We start from the raw sequence: 18071 nt of genomic DNA on the forward strand, positions 1-18071 counted from the left end.
ACCTAAGCGATTCAGAAAGGCTCCCAGGTAGCGAACAGGCTGACGGCTGCCAGCACCAGCGCTCCCAGCGCCATCTCCAGTTGCGTCAGTTGCACAAAGCGCTGCTGCGCCTCGCCCTGACCGTTGCGAAATCGTGGCACCAGAACATAGCGGTTCCAGAGCGCGATTGCCACCATCATCGCCACCAACGCTATTTTCACGATCAGTAATCGTACATAACCGCTTTGCATCGGCCAGTGCAGGCCGAGAATAAAAGCGGCGTTCAGCGCGCCGGTCAGCAATACGCCCGCCACCGCAAGATGGCCATAGCGCGAAAAGCGCATCATGGCGACGATAGCCGCCTCCCGCAAGCGCGTGCGCCTGGCAAGACGCATGCAGACTAACAGCGGCCAGAGTCCGCCAAGCCACCAGGCGGCGCAGAGCAGGTGAACAGCATGATTAAGACGATGCAGCGCGCCGGCCATGCCTTCATGCATGGCGGCATGGCCGACACTTGCCAGCAGCGCCAGCTGAACGGCAACAAGCAGCGACAGCAGCGCAGCGCCGCCCCTGGGCTTCAGCCAGGCCGCGGCAAGCGTTACCACCGCCAGCACCATCTGCCAGAGCCAGTTATTGCCAAAGCGCGTCGCCAGTACGGCGAGCCAGACTTGCGGGTCGAGGCTGTCTTTCAGGCCATCGCCCATCAGCCCGGCCTGCACGGCCAGCATCAACAGCGCGCTGACAGCATTACACAACAACGCTGCCCGCCAGAACGAGACGAGCCGCTTTTTCAGCGGCTGGCGCAGCGCAGCAGGCGCCAGCAGGCTGACGCATAACGTTGCGCCCAGCGCGAGCATCAGCGCCGCGAAGTGAATGAATCGCAACGCGACGAAAGCGGTTGGCAGCACGGGAATTATTTGACCGTAAAGCGGTACTGGCCTTTGGTTTTATGGCTGTCGACGGAAACCACATGCCACTCAACCTGATAATCGCCCGCAGCGAGCGTCTGCGTTAGCGGCACAACCAACAGTTTGTCATCGTTGGCATCACGGGCAACCTTACCGGTGCTCACCGCTTTACCCGCCGGGCCGGTGATTTTCACGCCGCTAAAAGCAGGCTCAACGCCTTCAGAAAAGCGCAGGCTCAGCGACTGCGGCGCACGCTCTACCGTTGAGTTAGCCGCTGGCGTCTGCGCCTTTAAATGGGCGTGAGCGAAAACGGCGGGCGCGGAAAACAGCGCAATGACAAAAGTGCTGAGACAGGCGGCGCGGGAAACGGAAAAGGCCATGCGATTCATTCCTTTTAGTTATGTGTCTGGCGCAAAGAATAACCCTGCCATCTGGTCAAGTCGAGCAAGCGGGCACGCAATGCTACATAAGCACTTGTCATCTGCTGCGGCTCGCAGTACCTTCACGCGGTTCAGAGAGGAGTTCGTTATGAAGCACAATCTTGCCAGGCTTCCCCAGGAAGAGATGGATAAAGTGAACGTCGACCTTGCGGCGGCAGGCGTCGCCTTTAAAGAGCGCTATAACATGCCGGTTATCGCCGAAGCGGTGGAGCGCGAGCAGCCTGAACATCTGCGCGGCTGGTTTCGCGAGCGGCTGATTGCTCATCGCCTCGCCTCGGTCAACCTTTCACGCCTGCCTTACGAGCCAAAAGTGAAATAAGGCTGCGCGCCCTTTTTCCTGCGCTTACACTGTGAGTCTTATTTTTAAGCGTCCTGTCTGTCGCTCTGTGAAAAGCAGAGGGTTGGCAGGGCGTTCTCATTACATTACGCTACGTTTTTTCGGCGGAGAGGACCATGCTGCGCGTTATAGATACCGAAACCTGCGGTTTACAGGGCGGCGTTGTGGAAGTGGCGTCGGTCGATATTATTGATGGCCGCATCGTCAATCCGATGAGCGACCTGGTCTGCCCTGACCGCCCCATCAGCCATCAGGCGATGGCCATTCACAAAATCACCGAGGCGATGGTCGCGGACAAGCCCGTTATTGAAGAGGTGATCCCCCGCTATCATGGCAGCCCATGGTATGTGGCGCATAACGCCAGCTTCGACAGGCGCGTATTGCCGGAGATGCCCGGCGAATGGATCTGCACCGTTAAGCTGGCGCGCCGCCTGTGGCCTGGCATCAGCTACAGCAACATGGGCCTGTATAAATCGCGCAAGCTGAGCGTCGAGACGCCCGCCGGGCTGCACCATCACCGCGCGCTGTTTGACTGCTATATCACCGCCGCGCTGCTGCTGGAGATAATGAACGTCAGCGGCTGGACGCCGGAAGAGATGGTGAACATTACCGGTCGCCCCGCGCTGGTCGCCTCGCTTCCTTTTGGCAAATACCGCGGTCAGCCAGTTGAAGCCATTGCCGAGCGCGACCCGGGCTACCTGCGCTGGATGCTCAATAACATCAAGGATATGAACCCCGATCTGCGCATGACGCTCAGGCACTATCTTGAAAAGGATTAACCGGCTTTGGCCGGCAACGTCCCCTGCGCCAGCGCGACCAGGAAAGCGTATTCCATCGCCACCCCTTCGTAGGATTTAAATCGTCCCGACTTCCCGCCGTGGCCGGAATCCATATCGGTGCAGAGCAGCAGCAGGTTATCGTCGGTTTTCAGCTCACGCAGCTTCGCCACCCATTTCGCCGGCTCCCAGTATTGCACCTGGGAGTCGTGCAGCCCGGTAGTCACCAGCAGGTGCGGGTAGCTTTGCGCTTTGATCTGGTCATAGGGGCTGTAGCTTTTCATATAGTGGTAGTACGTTTCCTCTTTCGGATTCCCCCACTCTTCAAACTCACCGGTCGTCAGCGGGATAGATTCATCCAGCATGGTGGTGACCACGTCGACGAAAGGCACCTGGGCGATAACGCCTTTAAACAGCGCCGGCCTTTCGTTGATTACCGCCCCCATCAGCATGCCGCCTGCGCTGCCTCCCATACCGAACAGGTAGCGCGGGTCGCCATAGCCATGCTCCAGCAGCGCATCGCAGACATCAAGGTAGTCATTAAAGGTGTTTTTCTTCTTGAGGAACTTACCCTCTTCATACCAGCGCTGACCCAGTTCGCCGCCGCCGCGGATGTGGGCGATAGCGTAAACAAAGCCACGATCGAGCAGGCTCAAACGGCTGGCGCTGAAATCGGCGTCAATACTGGTGCCGTAGGAACCGTAGCCATAAACCAGCAGCGGGTTACGCCCGCGCTGGAAATGCTTTTTGTGATAAACCAGCGAAACGGGCACTTCCTCGCCGTCGCGCGCGGTAACCCAGATATGTTCGCTGCGGTAATTGCTGGCGTCGAAACCGGCAACGTCGGTCTGTTTTAATACCCTGCGCTCGCCGGTGTCCATATCCAGCTCAAAGAGCGTATCCGGCGTGGTCATTGAAGAATAGCCGTAGCGCAGCCGCGACGTGTGCGGCTCGGGGTTGAAAGCAAGCCAGGTGACATAAGCCGGGTCGTCAAAAGCGATGCCGGTAATTTCCCGCGTTTTGCGGTTTATTTGCCGCAGGCTGGTCAGGCCGCGCTGGCGTTCTTCCACCACCAACCAGTCGGTAAAGAGCGTAAAGCCCTCCAGCATGATCTGCTCGCGCGGCGGAATAAGCACTTCCCAGCGCTTTTCGTTGCGCAGCGTGCTGCGGTAAAGACCGAAGTTTTTGCCGTCGCGGTTTGAGCGAATATAAAACGTGTGCTGGAAGTGGTCGATGCTGTATTCGTGATCCTTACGGCGCGGCAGAAAGCAGAGCGTCGGCGCATCCGGCAACTCGGCGTCCACCAGCAGGACTTCCGTGGTGGTGGCGCTGGCCAGGTAAATTTCAATGAAATGTTGCGAGGTGGTTTTATGGACGCTGACATAAAACGTCTCATCTTTCTCCTCGTAGATCATCTCGTCTTCGCTTGCCGGCGTCCCTACCGTGTGCCGCCAGACCTGATAGGGCAGCAGCGTTTTGGCATGCTTTTTTACGTAGTACAGCGTGCGGGAGTCATTCGCCCAGACGAAGCTTGGCGTCACGTTCTCCAGCACCTCGGGGTACCAGTTGCCCGTTTCCAGATTGCGAAATCGCAGCCCATATTGCCGTCGGGAGAGAAAATCTTCCGCCAGCGCCAGGGTGGTGTTGTCCGGCGTGATGTCGAACCCGCCAAGCGTGTAGAACTCGCTGTGGGCGGCGCGCTTATTGCCATCCAGCAGCGTCTCCCACTCATCCCATTCAGAGAGCAGCACGGACTGACGCTGGTGGATGGCGTATTCGCAGCCTGTTTCGTACACCTGACGGTAGCGATAACCATTTTTGACGTAGGGCGCTGAAACGTCGCGCTGCGGGATGCGGTTGACCATTTCACCGAGCAACCGCTCCTGCAGCGCCTCCTGCGTCACCATTACGCTGCGCCCGTAATCGTTCTCTGCGTGCAGATAATCCAGCACGTCAGGGTCGGCTCGGGTGTCGTCACGCAGCCAGTAATAGTTATCGATTCGCGTATCGCCATGCTGCGTTATGGCGTGTGGTATTTTTTTAGCTTGAGGTGGCATGTCGTTGTTCTTTTCGGTTAACACACTGTAAGCGTGGCAAAACCCCAGCGTGTTGCAAGCGAAACATGCCTAAGATTAAGACTTCTTTACGATGGCGGCAGCGCTTTTTTCTGCTCGCGGATGTCGTTTTCTATCTCTTCACGCACCTCCTGCGGGATTTTCAGGGCGTCGCCTAAGGCATTGAGATAGCTGCGCTCCATGAAGTGATCGACATCGATTACCGCGCAGCTCAGGTACCAGATTTCCAGAGCTTCCTCTTCATCGCGAATATCCTGCGCCAGACGCGCCGGATCAAGCGGCTGATCGATAGCCTGCTGCACCACTGCCCTGCCCTCGCTTTCAACGCCTGCTTCGCGAAGCTGCCGTTCAATGGCGGCTCGCTCCTGGTCATCAATATGCCCGTCGCTTTTGGCGGCGAACACCAGCGCCGTAATCAGTCGTTCCGCCCGGCGATCGAGCGAGGCGACAGGCTTGCCGTAATCGGGCTCGTCCTGATGCGCTGCGCGAATTTTGTCTTTGTACTTGTTCCACAGCACCGTGCCCGCCACCGCGCCGCCGCCCACCATCAGCGCGCCGGTGCCGTATTTCGAAAGCAGCTTGCGGGAAGACTTGCTTGCCACCAGCAGCCCCGCCAGGCCGCCCAGCGCGCCGGGAGTGAGCAGTTTGCCAAGGCCGCTTTCGCCGCTCTGGGTTTTATTGCCGCTGCTGATAGCGCCAAGCATTGACTGAAGTTGATTCATCCAGTTGGTCATGACTGTCCTCTGCTGTTGGGGGGTATCCCGAAAGCGTAAGCGAGCAGGCGTCAAGAAATGTCTGGAAGGGCAAAGAGAGGGAAAATAATCGGGCAGGAGCGGCTGCCCCTGCCACGCAATTAAAGCTGGTAGTGGGCTTTGCCCGCTTTGCAGTCGACGGTGACGGTATAGTGAATATCTCTGTTTTTACCGCGTACCGTCAGCGGCACTCTCCACTTGTCATCCTTGCCGGTTATCTCCTTGCTGTTAATCCAGGCCACCGGGTCCGCCTGGCCCAGCGTCTTCTGATCATCCGCCCAGCGCACGATGCGGTTTTGCAGGTAATCGCGCTTCACGCTGGCGGCGAGGGTTTGCGCATTCGCCCCCTCGCATTTAGGGAACGACACCTCGCGCGGGTCATCGGCATGGGCGGCGCAGGCGCTGCCAAGGAGCAAAGCATAGGCTAAAAGATTCCTCTTTTTCATCATTGTTACCCTCCACTGTTGGTACAGAGAAAGCCTGGTATAAAACCAACGGAGCGCAAGGGTTTGGAGGCGGCTTTGAGAAATAGCCTTATTAATTACAGGGTGGCGCCAGAAAAGCGCAGGGCGACAGGAGAACGGAGAAGAGAGAGACAAGATATAGAGAGGTAAAAGCAGAGAATGCCTCATCAGGCCAGCGCGCCGAAGCGCGCTACGCCTCATGCGGATATCAGGCGGCTTTGGTGCGCTTACGCGCCGCGCTTAATGCCACCGCGCCGTTTTCATCGCTTTCAGCCGGCGCTGACTCACCATTTTCCTGCGGCAGACGACCGGTACGCACGATAGCGCCCAGGCTGTCTTTGTTTTCCGCCATCCACAGCGCGAGCTGCTCGGTCTGCCCCTCTTCCAGGGTTATCGGCGCATGCTGCAGCCAGCCTTCCAGTGCCTCGGCGAGATCGAGCATTTTGTCCCAGGCATCCGCTTCCTTTTTACTGGCAAATGACATTTTTTCCACACCCTCACGGATTACGACGTATTTAATTTCTACCGCCATTTCTGAACCCTCATCACTGTGTATTTATACAGTATAACGCATTCATCTGCGGCATGCAAATGCCTGTTACTGCAAGCGCAATCGTTTTCGTTTATACTCCGGCCAATTTCCTGCATAGCGAGAAAACTACTATGGCTCTATTAGGAACCGCGCTGCGTCCGGCAGCGACGCGCGTCATGCTGCTTGGGGCGGGCGAACTGGGCAAAGAAGTGGCTATTGAATGCCAGCGGCTTGGGATTGAGGTGATTGCGGTAGACCGCTACGCCGATGCGCCAGCCATGCATGTTGCGCACCGCAGCCATGTCATCAATATGCTGGACGCGGCGGCGCTCAAAGCGCTGGTGGCGAAAGAGATGCCGGACTATATCGTGCCGGAGATCGAAGCCATCGCGACGGATATGCTGATCGAGCTTGAACAGCAGGGTCAGCGCGTGGTGCCCTGCGCGCGCGCCACGAAACTGACCATGAACCGCGAAGGCATCCGTCGTCTCGCCGCCGAAGAGCTTAAGCTTCCTACTTCCAGCTACCGTTTCGCCGACAGCGAAGCCGCTTTTCAGGCCGCCGTTGAAGAAATCGGTTTTCCCTGCATCGTTAAACCGGTGATGAGCTCATCCGGCAAAGGCCAGAGCTTTATTCGCGGGCCGGAGCAGCTTGAAAAAGCCTGGCAATATGCCCAGCAGGGCGGCCGCGCAGGCGCGGGACGGGTGATTGTTGAAGGCGTTGTGGAATTTGACTTCGAAATTACGCTCCTGACCGTGAGCGCGGTCGACGGCGTGCATTTCTGCTCGCCGGTAGGCCATCGTCAGGAAGAGGGCGACTACCGCGAGTCCTGGCAGCCGCAGCAGATGAGCGAAGCCGCGCTGGCGCGCGCGCAGGAAATAGCGCGTGACGTGGTGCTGGCGCTGGGCGGCCATGGCCTGTTCGGCGTGGAGCTGTTTGTTTGCGGCGACGACGTCGTTTTCAGCGAAGTCTCCCCTCGCCCGCATGATACCGGCATGGTAACGCTGATTTCGCAGGATTTATCGGAATTTGCGCTGCACGTACGCGCCTTCCTCGGTTTGCCGGTCGGCGGCATTCGCCAGTATGGCCCGAGCGCCTCGGCGGTTATCCTGCCTGAACTGGTGAGTGAAAATGTGCAGTATGACAATGTTGACGCCGCACTGGGCGCCGGACTACAGCTGCGCCTGTTCGGCAAGCCGGAAATTAACGGCACGCGCCGCCTGGGCGTCGCGTTAGCCACTGGCGAAACGGTTGACGACGCCATTACTCGCGCCAAAGCGGCCGCCGCCGCCATCCACGTCAAGGCATAAAAAAAGCCCCGCTCGACGGGGCTTTTTCCTTACTGCCGGGCAAAGGATTAGTTGGCGCCTTCAACCGCTTCGCGAGCCAGTTTAGTAATGCGATCCCAGTCGCCCGCTTCCATCGCGTCGGCTGGCACCAGCCAGGAGCCGCCGATGCACAGTACGCTTTTCAGCGCCAGGTAGTCGCGGTAGTTAGCCGGGGAGATGCCGCCGGTCGGGCAGAAACGCACCTGAGAGAACGGGCCTGCGATAGCCTGCAGCGCTTTGGTGCCGCCATTGGCTTCCGCCGGGAAGAATTTGAACTCTTTCAGACCGTAGTCCATGCCCAGCATTAACTCAGAAACGGTGCTGATACCCGGGATCAGTGGAATAGTGCCTTCGGTGGCGGCTTTCAGCAGCGGCTCGGTAAGGCCGGGGCTGATGGCGAACTGCGCACCCGCTTCAGTTACCGCGTTAAGCTGCTCTGCGTTCAGCACGGTGCCTGCGCCGATGATTGCTTCTGGCACTTCTTTAGCGATAACGCGGATAGCTTCCAGCGCACATTCGGTGCGCAGGGTGACTTCCAGCACACGTACGCCGCCTGCAACCAACGCTTTCGCCATCGGCACAGCATGTTCCAGCTTGTTGATCACAATTACCGGCACAACCGGACCGGACTTCAGGATCTGTTCAGCACTTGTCTTCCAGTTTTTCATCAGTGGATCTCTCACGCCATTTAATTAAATTCGGTGTGGTGCGGTCTGCCGCGCACCCGGTGTTAAAAAGCGATGCAGGTTGCCCCCTGCTCCGCGCCGGACAGTTTTTCACGCAGCGCGCCAAACAGCTCACGCCCCATTCCCACGCGCTGGGCGCTGAGATCGGGATGGTAAGATTCGCGACGCGCCAGCTCTTCATCGTCCACCAGCAGTTGCAGTTCGCCGGTTTGTCCGTTTACGCGGATCAGATCGCCGTCGCGCACTTTCGCCAGCAGCCCGCCATCCCAGGCTTCAGGCGTAACGTGGATGGCGGAAGGAACCTTGCCGGAAGCGCCGGAGAGGCGACCATCCGTGACCAGTGCGATTTTGAAACGGCGGTCCAATAATACACCAAGTGGCGGCATAAGTTTATGTAATTCTGGCATGCCGTTGGCTTTCGGCCCCTGATGCCGCACGACCACCACGCAGTCGCGATCCAGCAGGCCCGCTTCAAACGCAGGCACCACATCATGCTGGCTTTCGAACACCACGGCCGGTGCTTCAACAACCTGGTTTTCCTGCGGAACGGCGGACGTTTTCATCACCGCGCGTCCGAGGTTGCCGCTCAGCACTTTGGTGCCGCCATGGTGAGAGAAAGGTTTTTCAATGGGGGCGATAATATCGCTGTCGAGGCTCGCACTTGCGCCGTCGCGCCAGTCCAGCTCGCCGTTGTTAAGCCATGGCTCACGCGTATAGCGGCTCAGGCCGAACCCCGCCACGGTATGCACATCTTCATGCAGCAGGCCGCCTTTCAGCAGCTCGCGCATCAGCACCGGGACGCCGCCCGCCGCCTGGAAGTGGTTGATGTCCGCCGGGCCGTTCGGGTAGAGGCGCGCCAGCAGCGGCACCACGTCGGAAAGCTCAGAAAAATCGTCCCAGTTGATAATAATGCCCGCTGCGCGCGCCATCGCCACCAGGTGCATGGTGTGGTTAGTGGAGCCGCCGGTCGCCAGCAGCGCGACGATGCCGTTCACCACCACTTTTTCATCAATCATTTTGCCGAGCGGCAGCCCTTCGTTGCCGTTAGTGGTCAGGCGCGTCACCTGACGGGCAGCGGCGGCGGTCAGCGCTTCGCGCAGCGGCGCGTCAGGATGTACGAAAGAGGAACCGGGCAACTGCATGCCCATGAACTCCACCACCATCTGGTTAGTGTTGGCGGTGCCGTAAAAAGTGCAGGTGCCCGGCGCATGGTAAGAAGCCGCTTCCGATTCAAGCAGCGCCATACGGTCAACTTTGCCTTCGGCGTAAAGCTGGCGAATGCGGACCTTTTCTTTGTTGGGCAGGCCGCTCGCCATCGGGCCTGAGGGAACAAACACCGCCGGGAGATGGCCAAACGATAACGCCGCCATCACCAGCCCCGGCACGATTTTGTCGCACACGCCAAGATAGAGCGCCCCATCGAACATGTTATGGGAAAGCCCGACGGCGGCGGACATGGCGATGACTTCACGGCTTAAGAGCGAAAGCTCCATGCCGTCCTGACCCTGGGTTACGCCATCGCACATCGCCGGCACGCCGCCCGCCACCTGCCCCACCGCGCCAACGGCGTGCAGCGCCTTGCGGATTTGCGCCGGATAACTCTCATATGGCTGGTGCGCTGAGAGCATGTCGTTGTAGGACGTGATGATGGCGATATTGTTACGCAGCATGCTTTTTAACGCGGCTTTATCTTCCGGCTGGCAGGCCGCAAAACCGTGCGCCAGGTTGCCGCAGGCCAGTTGGGAGCGGTGTACCGTCGTGCTGGCAGCGTCGTTGATTCTTGCAAGGTAGGCTTCACGGCTGGCGCGCGAGCGCTCGGCAATGCGTTTTGTTACGCGTAACATTACTGGGTGCATAAAATTTCCTCTTGGTTCGCTGTCGCTGGCGTGATGCCACTTCAGGTAATACAACGCACAACTAAGGCAACAGGCAAGCGACCACAGGGGCAAAATCGCTTCAGCCAGTGTAATGAAAAAAGCCCTGCCGGTGAATCCAGGCAGGGCTTTATCAGAGAAAATTTCACACTCTGCTGCGCCAGATCATGTTACCGGTAAAGTTGGCAACAGGCGGCGTATTCAGCGTTATTCGAACTCGTTCCAGGAGCGGCCGTCGCGGGTGATCATCGCAACAGAAGCCACCGGCCCCCAGGTGCCAGCCTGGTAAGGCTTCGGCGCATCGTTATCCGCAGCCCAGGCTTCAGTGATGGAGTCGACCCACTTCCATGCCTCTTCCACTTCATCACGGCGCACAAACAGCGCCTGAATGCCGCGCATGGTTTCCAGCAGCAGGCGCTCGTAAGCGTCGGCCAGGTGCGTCTGGTTGAAGGTTTCCGAATAGCTCAGATCAAGCTTGGTGGTTTGCAGGTTGTGCTTGTGATCAAGGCCCGGCACTTTGTTCAGCACCTGGATATCCACCCCTTCATCCGGCTGCAGACGAATGGTGAGCTTGTTCTGCGGCAGATCCTGCCAGGAATCTTTGAACAAATTAAGTTCCGGGGTTTTGAAATAAACGACGACCTCAGAACACTTGGTCGGCAAACGCTTACCGGTACGCAGATAGAACGGCACGCCCGCCCAACGCCAGTTATCGATATCCACCCGGATAGCCACGAAGGTTTCCGTGTTGCTGGTTTTGTTGGCGCCCTCTTCTTCCAGGTAGCCTGGCACTTTTTTGCCTTGGGCAAAACCAGCGGTGTACTGGCCGCGCACGGTTTTCTCGCGCACGTTAGAGCGGTCGATACGGCGCAGGGAGCGCAGCACTTTCACTTTTTCGTCGCGAATACTGTCGGCGGTGAGGTCCGACGGCGGCGACATGGCTATCATGCAGAGAATTTGCAGCAGGTGGTTTTGGATCATATCGCGCATCTGGCCCGCCTGGTCGAAGTAACCCCAGCGGCCTTCAATGCCCACCTCTTCCGCCACGGTTATCTCCACGTGGTCGATGGTGCGGTTATCCCAGTTATTGACGAACAGCGAGTTGGCAAAGCGCAGCGCCAGCAGGTTCAGCACGGTCTCTTTGCCAAGATAGTGGTCGATACGGTAAACCTGGCATTCTTCAAAGTACTCGCCCACCTGGTCGTTGATTTCACGGGAGGTATCGAGTGAGGTACCGAGCGGCTTCTCCATCACCACGCGCGCGGGCTTGGCGTTGAGCTTCGCTTCGCCAAGACCCTTGCAGATAGCGCCGAAGGTGCTTGGCGGCATGGCGAAATAGTTAATGGTGACGCGGTTTTTCTGGTCGAGCATTTTACCGAGGCGAGCGAACGCGCCGGTGTCGTTCACATCCAGATTGCAGAAATCGAGACGACCGCTCAGCTTGTCCCACAGGCCTTCATCGATTTTCTCTTTCATGAAGGTCTCGAGCGCTTCGCGTACGACGTTGGTATAGGCTTCTTTATCCCAGTCGGCGCGGCCGACGCCGAGAATGCGGGTTTCGGGATGGATTTGCCCGGCTTTTTCCAGCTGGTACAGGGAGGGCAGCAGTTTTCGGCGTGCGAGGTCGCCTTTCGCGCCGAAAATGACCAGGTCACAGGCCTGGGCTGTTTGCGTTACCGCCATGTCATTCTCCTTCGTTTCGGATAACCTGGTCTGCCAGGTTTATTTGTAATTTTCTTACATTGCACTGTACTGCTTTTACGGCTTTCACGGAACTCTTTACCGTAGCACTCTTCGTAAGAAACGATCGGTGAAGGCACACAGTGATAAATAAAGCGCCACCGTAACCCTTCACTGATGATTTTTCACGCTTTTCGCCGCCCGCCAAAATCAGACCGCGATCAAGTTCTGAAAAAAAACAACAACATTATCGGGTGGAAATTACCCCCTGCTTATCCTGCAGGAGTATATTCTGGCTAAAATGCATCGCGAAGACACCTTTTCGTGTTTTCGCCCTTTCCATGAGTCCCATACTAGCGATGAATATGCTGGAAAAGATCCAGTCTCAACTGGAAAATCTGAGCAAATCTGAACGCAAAGTCGCCGAGGTTATCCTGGAATCCCCCTCACGGGCTATCCACTCCAGTATCGCTCGCCTTGCAAGCGTGGCAAGCGTCAGCGAACCCACGGTGAACCGTTTCTGCCGCAGCCTTGATACCAAAGGCTTCCCCGATTTTAAACTCCAGCTGGCGCAAAGCCTCGCCAACGGTACGCCCTATGTTAATCGCAATGTCGATGAAGATGACAGCGTAGAGGCCTATACCGGCAAGATTTTTGAGTCCGCCATGGCGAGCCTCGACCATGTGCGCCAGTCGCTTGATATGAACGCCGTGAACCGCGCGGTCGACCTGCTCACTCAGGCGAAAAAAATCGCTTTTTTCGGGCTGGGCTCTTCAGCGGCGGTAGCGCATGATGCCATGAACAAATTTTTTCGCTTCAATGTTCCGGTTATCTACTCCGATGACATCGTCCTGCAGCGGATGAGCTGTATGAATTGCAGCGCCGATGATGTCGTGGTGCTGATTTCTCACACCGGACGAACCAAAAGCCTGGTCGAGCTGGCGCGTCTTGCGCGGGAAAACGACGCCATGGTGCTGGCCCTTACCTCTCAGGGTAGCCCACTGGCGCGGGAAGCAAGCCTGGCCCTGCTGCTGGATGTGCCGGAAGATACCGATATTTATATGCCGATGGTTTCAAGGCTTGCGCAATTAACGGTTATTGATGTGCTGGCGACCGGTTTTACCCTGCGTCGCGGCGCGAAATTCCGGGATAACTTGAAGCGTGTCAAAGAAGCGCTGAAGGAATCGCGTTTTGATAAAGAGCTTTTAATTTCCGACCAACAGCAATCAAATTGATAACAAAGTTGTCACACATTCACCCATTCGGTTAAGGTCCTTGCTCCAGGGGAGCATCCGATCCGCTGAATTTTGTTCACGCAACACCAAAACGTTTCAGTCAACGGAGTACTACATGTCCAGAAGGCTTCGCAGAACCAAAATCGTTACCACGTTAGGCCCGGCAACCGACCGCGATAATAATCTGGAGAAAATTATCGCTGCGGGCGCCAACGTAGTGCGCATGAATTTTTCTCACGGCACGCCAGAAGATCATAAATTGCGTGCGGATAAAGTCCGTGAAATCGCGGCGAAACTGGGCCGCCACGTCGCCATTCTCGGCGATTTGCAGGGTCCAAAAATTCGCGTATCTACCTTCAAAGAAGGCAAAGTTTTCCTCAATATCGGCGACAAGTTCCTGCTTGACGCTAACCTCGGCAAAGGCGAAGGCGATAAAGAAAAAGTCGGTATCGACTATAAAGGCCTGCCGGCGGATGTCGTGCCGGGCGATATTCTGCTGCTTGATGATGGGCGCGTGCAGCTTAAGGTGCTGGAAGTTCAGGGCATGAAAGTCTTCACGGAAGTGACCGTCGGCGGCCCGCTTTCCAATAACAAAGGCATCAACAAGCTGGGCGGCGGTCTCTCTGCCGAAGCCCTGACCGAGAAAGACAAGGCGGATATCATCACCGCCGCCGCCATTGACGTTGACTATCTGGCCGTCTCCTTCCCGCGCTGCGGCGAAGACCTTAACTATGCCCGCCGTCTGGCGCGCGACGCAGGTTGCAATGCGAAAATCGTGGCGAAAGTTGAACGCGCCGAAGCGGTATGCAACGAAGAAGCGATGGACGACATTATTCTCGCCTCTGACGTGGTGATGGTCGCCCGCGGCGACCTGGGCGTTGAAATCGGCGATCCGGAGCTGGTGGGCATCCAGAAAACGCTGATTCGTCGCGCCCGTAAGCTGAATCGTGCCGTCATTACCGCGACCCAGATGATGGAGTCGATGATAACCAACCCGATGCCGACCCGTGCGGAAGTCATGGACGTGGCGAACGCCGTGCTGGATGGCACCGACGCCGTGATGCTTTCAGCAGAAACCGCGGCCGGACAGTACCCGGCGGAAACCGTTGCCGCCATGGCGCGCGTTTGTCTGGGCGCGGAAAAGATCCCGAGCATCAACGTTTCCAAACACCGTCTGGATGTGCAATTCGATAACGTTGAAGAGGCGATTGCCATGTCGGCGATGTATGCGGCCAACCACCTGAAAGGTGTCACCGCTATCATCACCATGACCGAATCGGGCCGCACGCCGCTGATGACCTCGCGTATCAGCTCTGGCCTGCCGATTTTCGCCCTCTCCCGTCATGAGCATACCCTGAACCTGACGGCGCTCTATCGCGGCGTTACGCCAGTCTATTTCGATAGCCCTAACGACGGCGTCGTCGCCGCTCAGGATGCCGTGAACCTGCTGCGCGATAAAGGCTACCTGGTTACAGGCGATCTGGTGATTGTGACCCAGGGCGACGTCATGGGAACTATCGGCACCACCAACACCACCCGTATTCTGACCGTAGAATAAAAAAAGGGGCTTTAGCCCCTTTTATCTGGTTCAGAAAGCCGCTCCCGTCGAGCGGTTTTATTTTTTAGGGTAGAGATCCTTACGGCGGTAAGGCTCTTTCTCCCCTTCTTTGCGCGTTTTCAGCAGCTTCAGGATCCAGGCGTACTGCTCAGGATGCGGGCCGACAAAATGCTCCACTTCTTCGTTCATGCGGCGCGCCAGCGTGACGTCATCCGCATTGAGCAAGTCGTCCATGGGCGGGCGAACAAGCACATCCAGACGGTGCGTTTTGCCGTTATAAACCGGGAAAAGCGGAATAACGCGGGCGCGGCATACTTTCATCAGCCTGCCCACCGCGGGCAGCGTGGCTTTATAGGTCGCGAAGAAATCAACAAATTCGCTCTGCTCCGGCCCGTGATCTTCATCCGGCAGATAGTAGCCCCAGAAGCCATCCCGCACGGACTTAATAAACGGCTTAATGCCGTCCTGACGCGGGTGCAGGCGGCCGCCAAAGCGCAGACGCACTTTGTTCCAGACATAATCAAGCAGCCTGTTGCCCTGATGGTGGAACATCGCCGCAACGTGCACGCCGCGTGAGGCCAGCAGCATTGCCGGGATATCGACGCCCCAGCCATGCGGCACCAGCAGGATGACGCTCTCTTTGCTTTCAAGCATCTCGTTGATAATCGCCTCTCCGTGCCAGTCAACGCGATCGAGCACCTTTTCCGGCCCGCGTAAGGCAAGCTCCGCCATAAGCACTATCGATTGCGGCGCGGTGGCGAACATATTATCGATAATGGTTTCACGCTGCGCTTCGGAGAGCTCAGGGAAGCAATAGAACAGATTGATACGCGCGCGACGGCGGGCGCTTTTGCCAAACTTGCCGGCCAGCCGCCCGATTTTACTGAGAAGCGGGTCGCGAAATGAGGGAGGCGTCAGCGCAAGCGCTGCGCAGGCCCCGATGCCCAGCCAGCTTCCCCAGTAACGGGGATGTAAGAAAGCGCGTTCGAAGGTGGGGATAAATTCACTGTTCGTTTTTTTTGTTTCCATGCCTGTTCTCGGGCCAGAGCCAACTTATCAAAAGAGAAAATAAGGAAATAGTTTAGCGGCGTGAGTGCCGCCACACAAAAGAAAAAGCCGGCGTTCAGAACGCCGGCTGGTTAACAGCGGATTCGTTAATCAAAGCGCAGCTGCGGGATAACCTCGTTCGCCTGCGCCAGATAATCGCGACGATCGGAGCCGGTCAGCCCTTCGGTACGCGGCAGCTTCGCAGTCAGCGGGTTAACCGCCTGCTGGTTTATCCAGATTTCATAATGCAGGTGCGGGCCAGTGGAGCGCCCGGTGTTGCCGGAAAGCGCGATGCGATCGCCGCGTTTCACTTTCTGGCCCGGTTTCACCAGCAGTTTTTTCAGGTGCATGTAACGCGTGGTGTAAGTGCGTCCGTGACGGATAGCCACATAGTAGCCCGCAGCACCGCTGCGTTTCGCCATTACCACTTCTCCGTCGCCCACCGCCAGCACCGGCGTGCCCTGCGGCATAGCGAAATCCACCCCTTTGTGCGGCGCAACGCGGCCCGTTACCGGATTCAGGCGACGCGGGTTAAAGTTCGAAGAGACGCGGAACTGACGCGACGTCGGGAAGCGCAGGAAACCTTTCGCAAGGCCGGAGCCGCTGCGGTCGTAGAATTTACCGTCTTCCGCCCGGATAGCGTAATAGTCTTTACCGCCTGAGCGCAGGCGCACGCCCAGCAACTGGCTCTGCTCGCGCTTGCCGTCCAGCATTTCATGGGACATCAGCACAGCGAACTCGTCGCCTTTTTTGAGCTTGCGCAAATCCATCTGCCACTGCATCGCTTTGATGACGGCGCTGATTTCGGCGCTGGTCAGGCCCGCCTCTTTCGCGCTCGCCACAAAGCTTCCGTCAACGGAGCCTTTCATCACGCTATTTACCCAGTCACCCTGCGCGATTTCGCTGCTCATTTTGAAGCCGCCGTTTGCCTGACGATCGTAGGTGCGGGTTTCGCGGCGCGACATTTCCCATGTCAGTCGCTGCAATTCGCCTTCCGGCGTCAGGGTCCAGGAAATTTGCTGACCGATTTTCAGGTTACGCAGATCTTTGTCGACGGTAGCGAGCTGGCTGATTTCGCCCATGTCGATACCGTACTGGTTAAGCACGCTGCTTAAGGTGTCGCCGGTCGAAACGACATATTCATGTACGCCCGCTTCGCCCGAAGTTTTATCATCAAGCTCATCCTGAGGAATGGCTTCGTCTTCTTCTTCCGGTGGAGCCTGGTCTATCGGCTCGCTCGCTTCCGGCAGCAGAGAGCGCACTTCATTCTTCTCAAGCTCAATGGTCTTAACGATAGGCGCTGCTTCGGGGTGGTAGACATACGGCCGCCAGACGGCGACCGCAAGCGTCAGTACTGTAAGCGACCCCAGCATGACGCGATGAGGCCGGGGTAGATTGTTAAATGCCAGAGCGACAGAACGGGCTATCTGTTGCACAAATTCACTTCCTCGTTAATCTCCTTTCAGGCAGCTCGCATACTGGTTCGATAGCTCGGTCAGAAACTGCATATAGCCGTTCTTCCCTACTTTGATGTCTGTTCCCAGTGGATCTAAAGTTCCCATTCGAACTTTCGTGCCCCTGGCAACGGCTTCAATGACCGCTGGCCTGAACTGTGGCTCAGCAAAAACGCAGGTCGCTTTTTGCTCAACCAACTGTGTTCTGATTTCATGTAAACGCTGAGCGCCAGGCTGGATTTCGGGGTTAACGGTGAAGTGACCCAGTGATGTCAATCCGTAGTGTTTTTCAAAGTAGCCGTAAGCATCATGAAAAACGAAATAACCTTTACCTTTCAGTGGCGTCAGCACGGTGGACACCTGCTTGTCCGTGCGGTCAAGTTCCGCTTCGAAGTTCTGCAGGTTCGCGTCCAGTTTGGCTCGACTTTGCGGCATAAGTTCCACTAATTTTTTATGGATTGCAACCGCCGAGGATTTAGCTATTTCGGGTGACAGCCAGATATGCAGGTTATAGTCGCCATGGTGGTGATGACCGTCACCTTTTTCATCATCATGGTGGTCATCGCCGTGCTCATGCTCGTCCTCTTCGCTGCCTTTCATTAGCAGCGGTTTTACGCTTTCAAGCTCAGCCAGCGCGAGCTGTTTTTGAGGGGGCAGCGTGCCGACGGTCTTTTGCATGAACGCTTCCATCTCCGGGCCAACCCAGACGACTAAGTCCGCATTCTGCAAGCGTTTTACATCAGATGGACGCAATGCGTAATCATGCTCAGAGGCGCCATCAGGCAGTAATACTTCCGTGGGAGTCACACCGTCGGCGATGGCGGCGGCAATGAAGCCTAACGGCTTAAGCGAAGCGACCACAGCGGCTTGTGAAGGTACGGTGGCGCCAGCCCATAAAGCTGCTGAAACAGCAGCGAAAAGAAGCGTATTTTTATGTAACATAATG

The 18071-nt window shown here is 57.2% G+C and carries 17 protein-coding genes; 5 read left to right on the forward strand and 12 right to left on the reverse strand.

Annotated features, from left to right (window positions below):
- Window positions 1-11 precede the first annotated feature (11 nt).
- Both copD and yobA read right to left on the reverse strand, forming a co-directional pair.
- Complete coding sequence (gene copD / locus MT962_RS09520) at window positions 12-887, reverse strand: copper homeostasis membrane protein CopD (RefSeq protein ID WP_247365472.1); 876 nt, start codon at window positions 885-887, stop codon at window positions 12-14.
- A 5-nt stretch (window positions 888-892) separates the two neighbouring features.
- Window positions 893-1267: a CopC domain-containing protein YobA gene (gene yobA / locus MT962_RS09525; protein WP_024555759.1), complete on the reverse strand. Its 375-nt coding sequence runs from the start codon at window positions 1265-1267 to the stop codon at window positions 893-895.
- A gap of 148 nt (window positions 1268-1415) precedes the next feature.
- Between yobA and MT962_RS09530 the strand changes: the two genes are divergently transcribed.
- Window positions 1416-1646, forward strand: a complete 231-nt coding sequence (locus tag MT962_RS09530; RefSeq protein WP_024555760.1) for a DNA polymerase III subunit theta — start codon at window positions 1416-1418, stop codon at window positions 1644-1646.
- A gap of 134 nt (window positions 1647-1780) precedes the next feature.
- Window positions 1781-2443, forward strand: coding sequence for an exodeoxyribonuclease X (gene exoX / locus MT962_RS09535; RefSeq protein ID WP_024555761.1), 663 nt, complete (start codon window positions 1781-1783; stop codon window positions 2441-2443).
- On the opposite strand, the gene ptrB is transcribed toward exoX, so the two are convergent.
- From ptrB to MT962_RS09555, 4 genes are all read right to left on the reverse strand, one after another.
- Window positions 2440-4497, reverse strand: coding sequence for an oligopeptidase B (gene ptrB / locus MT962_RS09540; RefSeq protein ID WP_247365473.1), 2058 nt, complete (start codon window positions 4495-4497; stop codon window positions 2440-2442). The two genes, exoX and ptrB, sit on opposite strands and share 4 nt — an antisense overlap.
- A gap of 86 nt (window positions 4498-4583) precedes the next feature.
- Complete coding sequence (locus MT962_RS09545; RefSeq protein WP_024555763.1) at window positions 4584-5249, reverse strand: tellurite resistance TerB family protein; 666 nt, start codon at window positions 5247-5249, stop codon at window positions 4584-4586.
- 119 nt (window positions 5250-5368) lie between these two features.
- The gene (gene yebF, locus MT962_RS09550) at window positions 5369-5716 is read right to left on the reverse strand and encodes a protein YebF (RefSeq protein ID WP_281732658.1); all 348 of its coding nucleotides are present in this window, start codon (window positions 5714-5716) and stop codon (window positions 5369-5371) included.
- A gap of 223 nt (window positions 5717-5939) precedes the next feature.
- On the reverse strand, window positions 5940-6263 hold the full coding sequence (locus MT962_RS09555) for a YebG family protein (RefSeq protein ID WP_024559028.1): 324 nt from the start codon (window positions 6261-6263) through the stop codon (window positions 5940-5942).
- A 131-nt stretch (window positions 6264-6394) separates the two neighbouring features.
- Here MT962_RS09555 and purT point away from each other — a divergent pair, with 131 nt between their 5' ends.
- Entirely contained in the window at window positions 6395-7573 is a 1179-nt protein-coding gene (gene purT / locus MT962_RS09560) for a formate-dependent phosphoribosylglycinamide formyltransferase (RefSeq protein ID WP_024559029.1), read from the forward strand.
- Window positions 7574-7620: 47 nt separating this feature from the next.
- Here purT and MT962_RS09565 read toward each other — a convergent pair whose 3' ends face one another.
- The 3 genes from MT962_RS09565 to zwf form a co-directional block, all read right to left on the reverse strand.
- Window positions 7621-8259, reverse strand: coding sequence for a bifunctional 4-hydroxy-2-oxoglutarate aldolase/2-dehydro-3-deoxy-phosphogluconate aldolase (locus MT962_RS09565; RefSeq protein ID WP_024559030.1), 639 nt, complete (start codon window positions 8257-8259; stop codon window positions 7621-7623).
- A 62-nt stretch (window positions 8260-8321) separates the two neighbouring features.
- The gene (edd, locus tag MT962_RS09570; protein WP_247365474.1) at window positions 8322-10133 is read right to left on the reverse strand and encodes a phosphogluconate dehydratase; all 1812 of its coding nucleotides are present in this window, start codon (window positions 10131-10133) and stop codon (window positions 8322-8324) included.
- Window positions 10134-10358: 225 nt separating this feature from the next.
- Window positions 10359-11834 carry a glucose-6-phosphate dehydrogenase gene (gene zwf, locus MT962_RS09575; RefSeq protein WP_024559032.1) on the reverse strand — a complete coding sequence of 492 codons (1476 nt, stop codon included), beginning with the start codon at window positions 11832-11834 and terminating at the stop codon, window positions 10359-10361.
- 356 nt (window positions 11835-12190) lie between these two features.
- On the opposite strand from zwf, the gene MT962_RS09580 reads away from it, so the two are divergent.
- Together MT962_RS09580 and pyk are read left to right on the forward strand one after the other, a co-directional pair.
- Window positions 12191-13066, forward strand: a complete 876-nt coding sequence (locus tag MT962_RS09580) for a MurR/RpiR family transcriptional regulator (RefSeq protein WP_024559033.1) — start codon at window positions 12191-12193, stop codon at window positions 13064-13066.
- 115 nt (window positions 13067-13181) lie between these two features.
- Window positions 13182-14624 carry a pyruvate kinase gene (gene pyk, locus MT962_RS09585; RefSeq protein ID WP_024559034.1) on the forward strand — a complete coding sequence of 481 codons (1443 nt, stop codon included), beginning with the start codon at window positions 13182-13184 and terminating at the stop codon, window positions 14622-14624.
- A gap of 57 nt (window positions 14625-14681) precedes the next feature.
- On the opposite strand, the gene lpxM is transcribed toward pyk, so the two are convergent.
- The 3 genes from lpxM to znuA form a co-directional block, all read right to left on the reverse strand.
- Complete coding sequence (lpxM, locus tag MT962_RS09590; protein ID WP_247365475.1) at window positions 14682-15653, reverse strand: lauroyl-Kdo(2)-lipid IV(A) myristoyltransferase; 972 nt, start codon at window positions 15651-15653, stop codon at window positions 14682-14684.
- A 125-nt stretch (window positions 15654-15778) separates the two neighbouring features.
- On the reverse strand, window positions 15779-17107 hold the full coding sequence (mepM, locus tag MT962_RS09595) for a murein DD-endopeptidase MepM (RefSeq protein ID WP_024559036.1): 1329 nt from the start codon (window positions 17105-17107) through the stop codon (window positions 15779-15781).
- Between the two features lie 15 nt (window positions 17108-17122).
- Window positions 17123-18067: a zinc ABC transporter substrate-binding protein ZnuA gene (znuA, locus tag MT962_RS09600; RefSeq protein ID WP_024559037.1), complete on the reverse strand. Its 945-nt coding sequence runs from the start codon at window positions 18065-18067 to the stop codon at window positions 17123-17125.
- Window positions 18068-18071 lie beyond the last annotated feature (4 nt).

Source organism: Franconibacter sp. IITDAS19 (assembly GCF_023079515.1).
Classification (GTDB): Bacteria; Pseudomonadota; Gammaproteobacteria; order Enterobacterales; family Enterobacteriaceae; genus Franconibacter; species Franconibacter pulveris.

Bases quoted from the DNA above. Each gene is read 5' to 3' on its own strand.
- MT962_RS09565 (WP_024559030.1), bottom strand. From the start codon at position 8,259: ATGAAAAACTGGAAGACAAGTGCTGAACAGATCCTGAAGTCCGGTCCG.
- zwf (WP_024559032.1), bottom strand. From the start codon at position 11,834: ATGGCGGTAACGCAAACAGCCCAGGCCTGTGACCTGGTCATTTTCGGC.
- yebF (WP_281732658.1), bottom strand. From the start codon at position 5,716: ATGATGAAAAAGAGGAATCTTTTAGCCTATGCTTTGCTCCTTGGCAGC.
- exoX (WP_024555761.1), top strand. From the start codon at position 1,781: ATGCTGCGCGTTATAGATACCGAAACCTGCGGTTTACAGGGCGGCGTT.
- MT962_RS09580 (WP_024559033.1), top strand. From the start codon at position 12,191: ATGAATATGCTGGAAAAGATCCAGTCTCAACTGGAAAATCTGAGCAAA.
- znuA (WP_024559037.1), bottom strand. From the start codon at position 18,067: ATGTTACATAAAAATACGCTTCTTTTCGCTGCTGTTTCAGCAGCTTTA.
- MT962_RS09530 (WP_024555760.1), top strand. From the start codon at position 1,416: ATGAAGCACAATCTTGCCAGGCTTCCCCAGGAAGAGATGGATAAAGTG.
- lpxM (WP_247365475.1), bottom strand. From the start codon at position 15,653: ATGGAAACAAAAAAAACGAACAGTGAATTTATCCCCACCTTCGAACGC.
- edd (WP_247365474.1), bottom strand. From the start codon at position 10,133: ATGCACCCAGTAATGTTACGCGTAACAAAACGCATTGCCGAGCGCTCG.
- yobA (WP_024555759.1), bottom strand. From the start codon at position 1,267: ATGGCCTTTTCCGTTTCCCGCGCCGCCTGTCTCAGCACTTTTGTCATT.
- MT962_RS09545 (WP_024555763.1), bottom strand. From the start codon at position 5,249: ATGACCAACTGGATGAATCAACTTCAGTCAATGCTTGGCGCTATCAGC.
- MT962_RS09555 (WP_024559028.1), bottom strand. From the start codon at position 6,263: ATGGCGGTAGAAATTAAATACGTCGTAATCCGTGAGGGTGTGGAAAAA.
- pyk (WP_024559034.1), top strand. From the start codon at position 13,182: ATGTCCAGAAGGCTTCGCAGAACCAAAATCGTTACCACGTTAGGCCCG.
- purT (WP_024559029.1), top strand. From the start codon at position 6,395: ATGGCTCTATTAGGAACCGCGCTGCGTCCGGCAGCGACGCGCGTCATG.
- ptrB (WP_247365473.1), bottom strand. From the start codon at position 4,497: ATGCCACCTCAAGCTAAAAAAATACCACACGCCATAACGCAGCATGGC.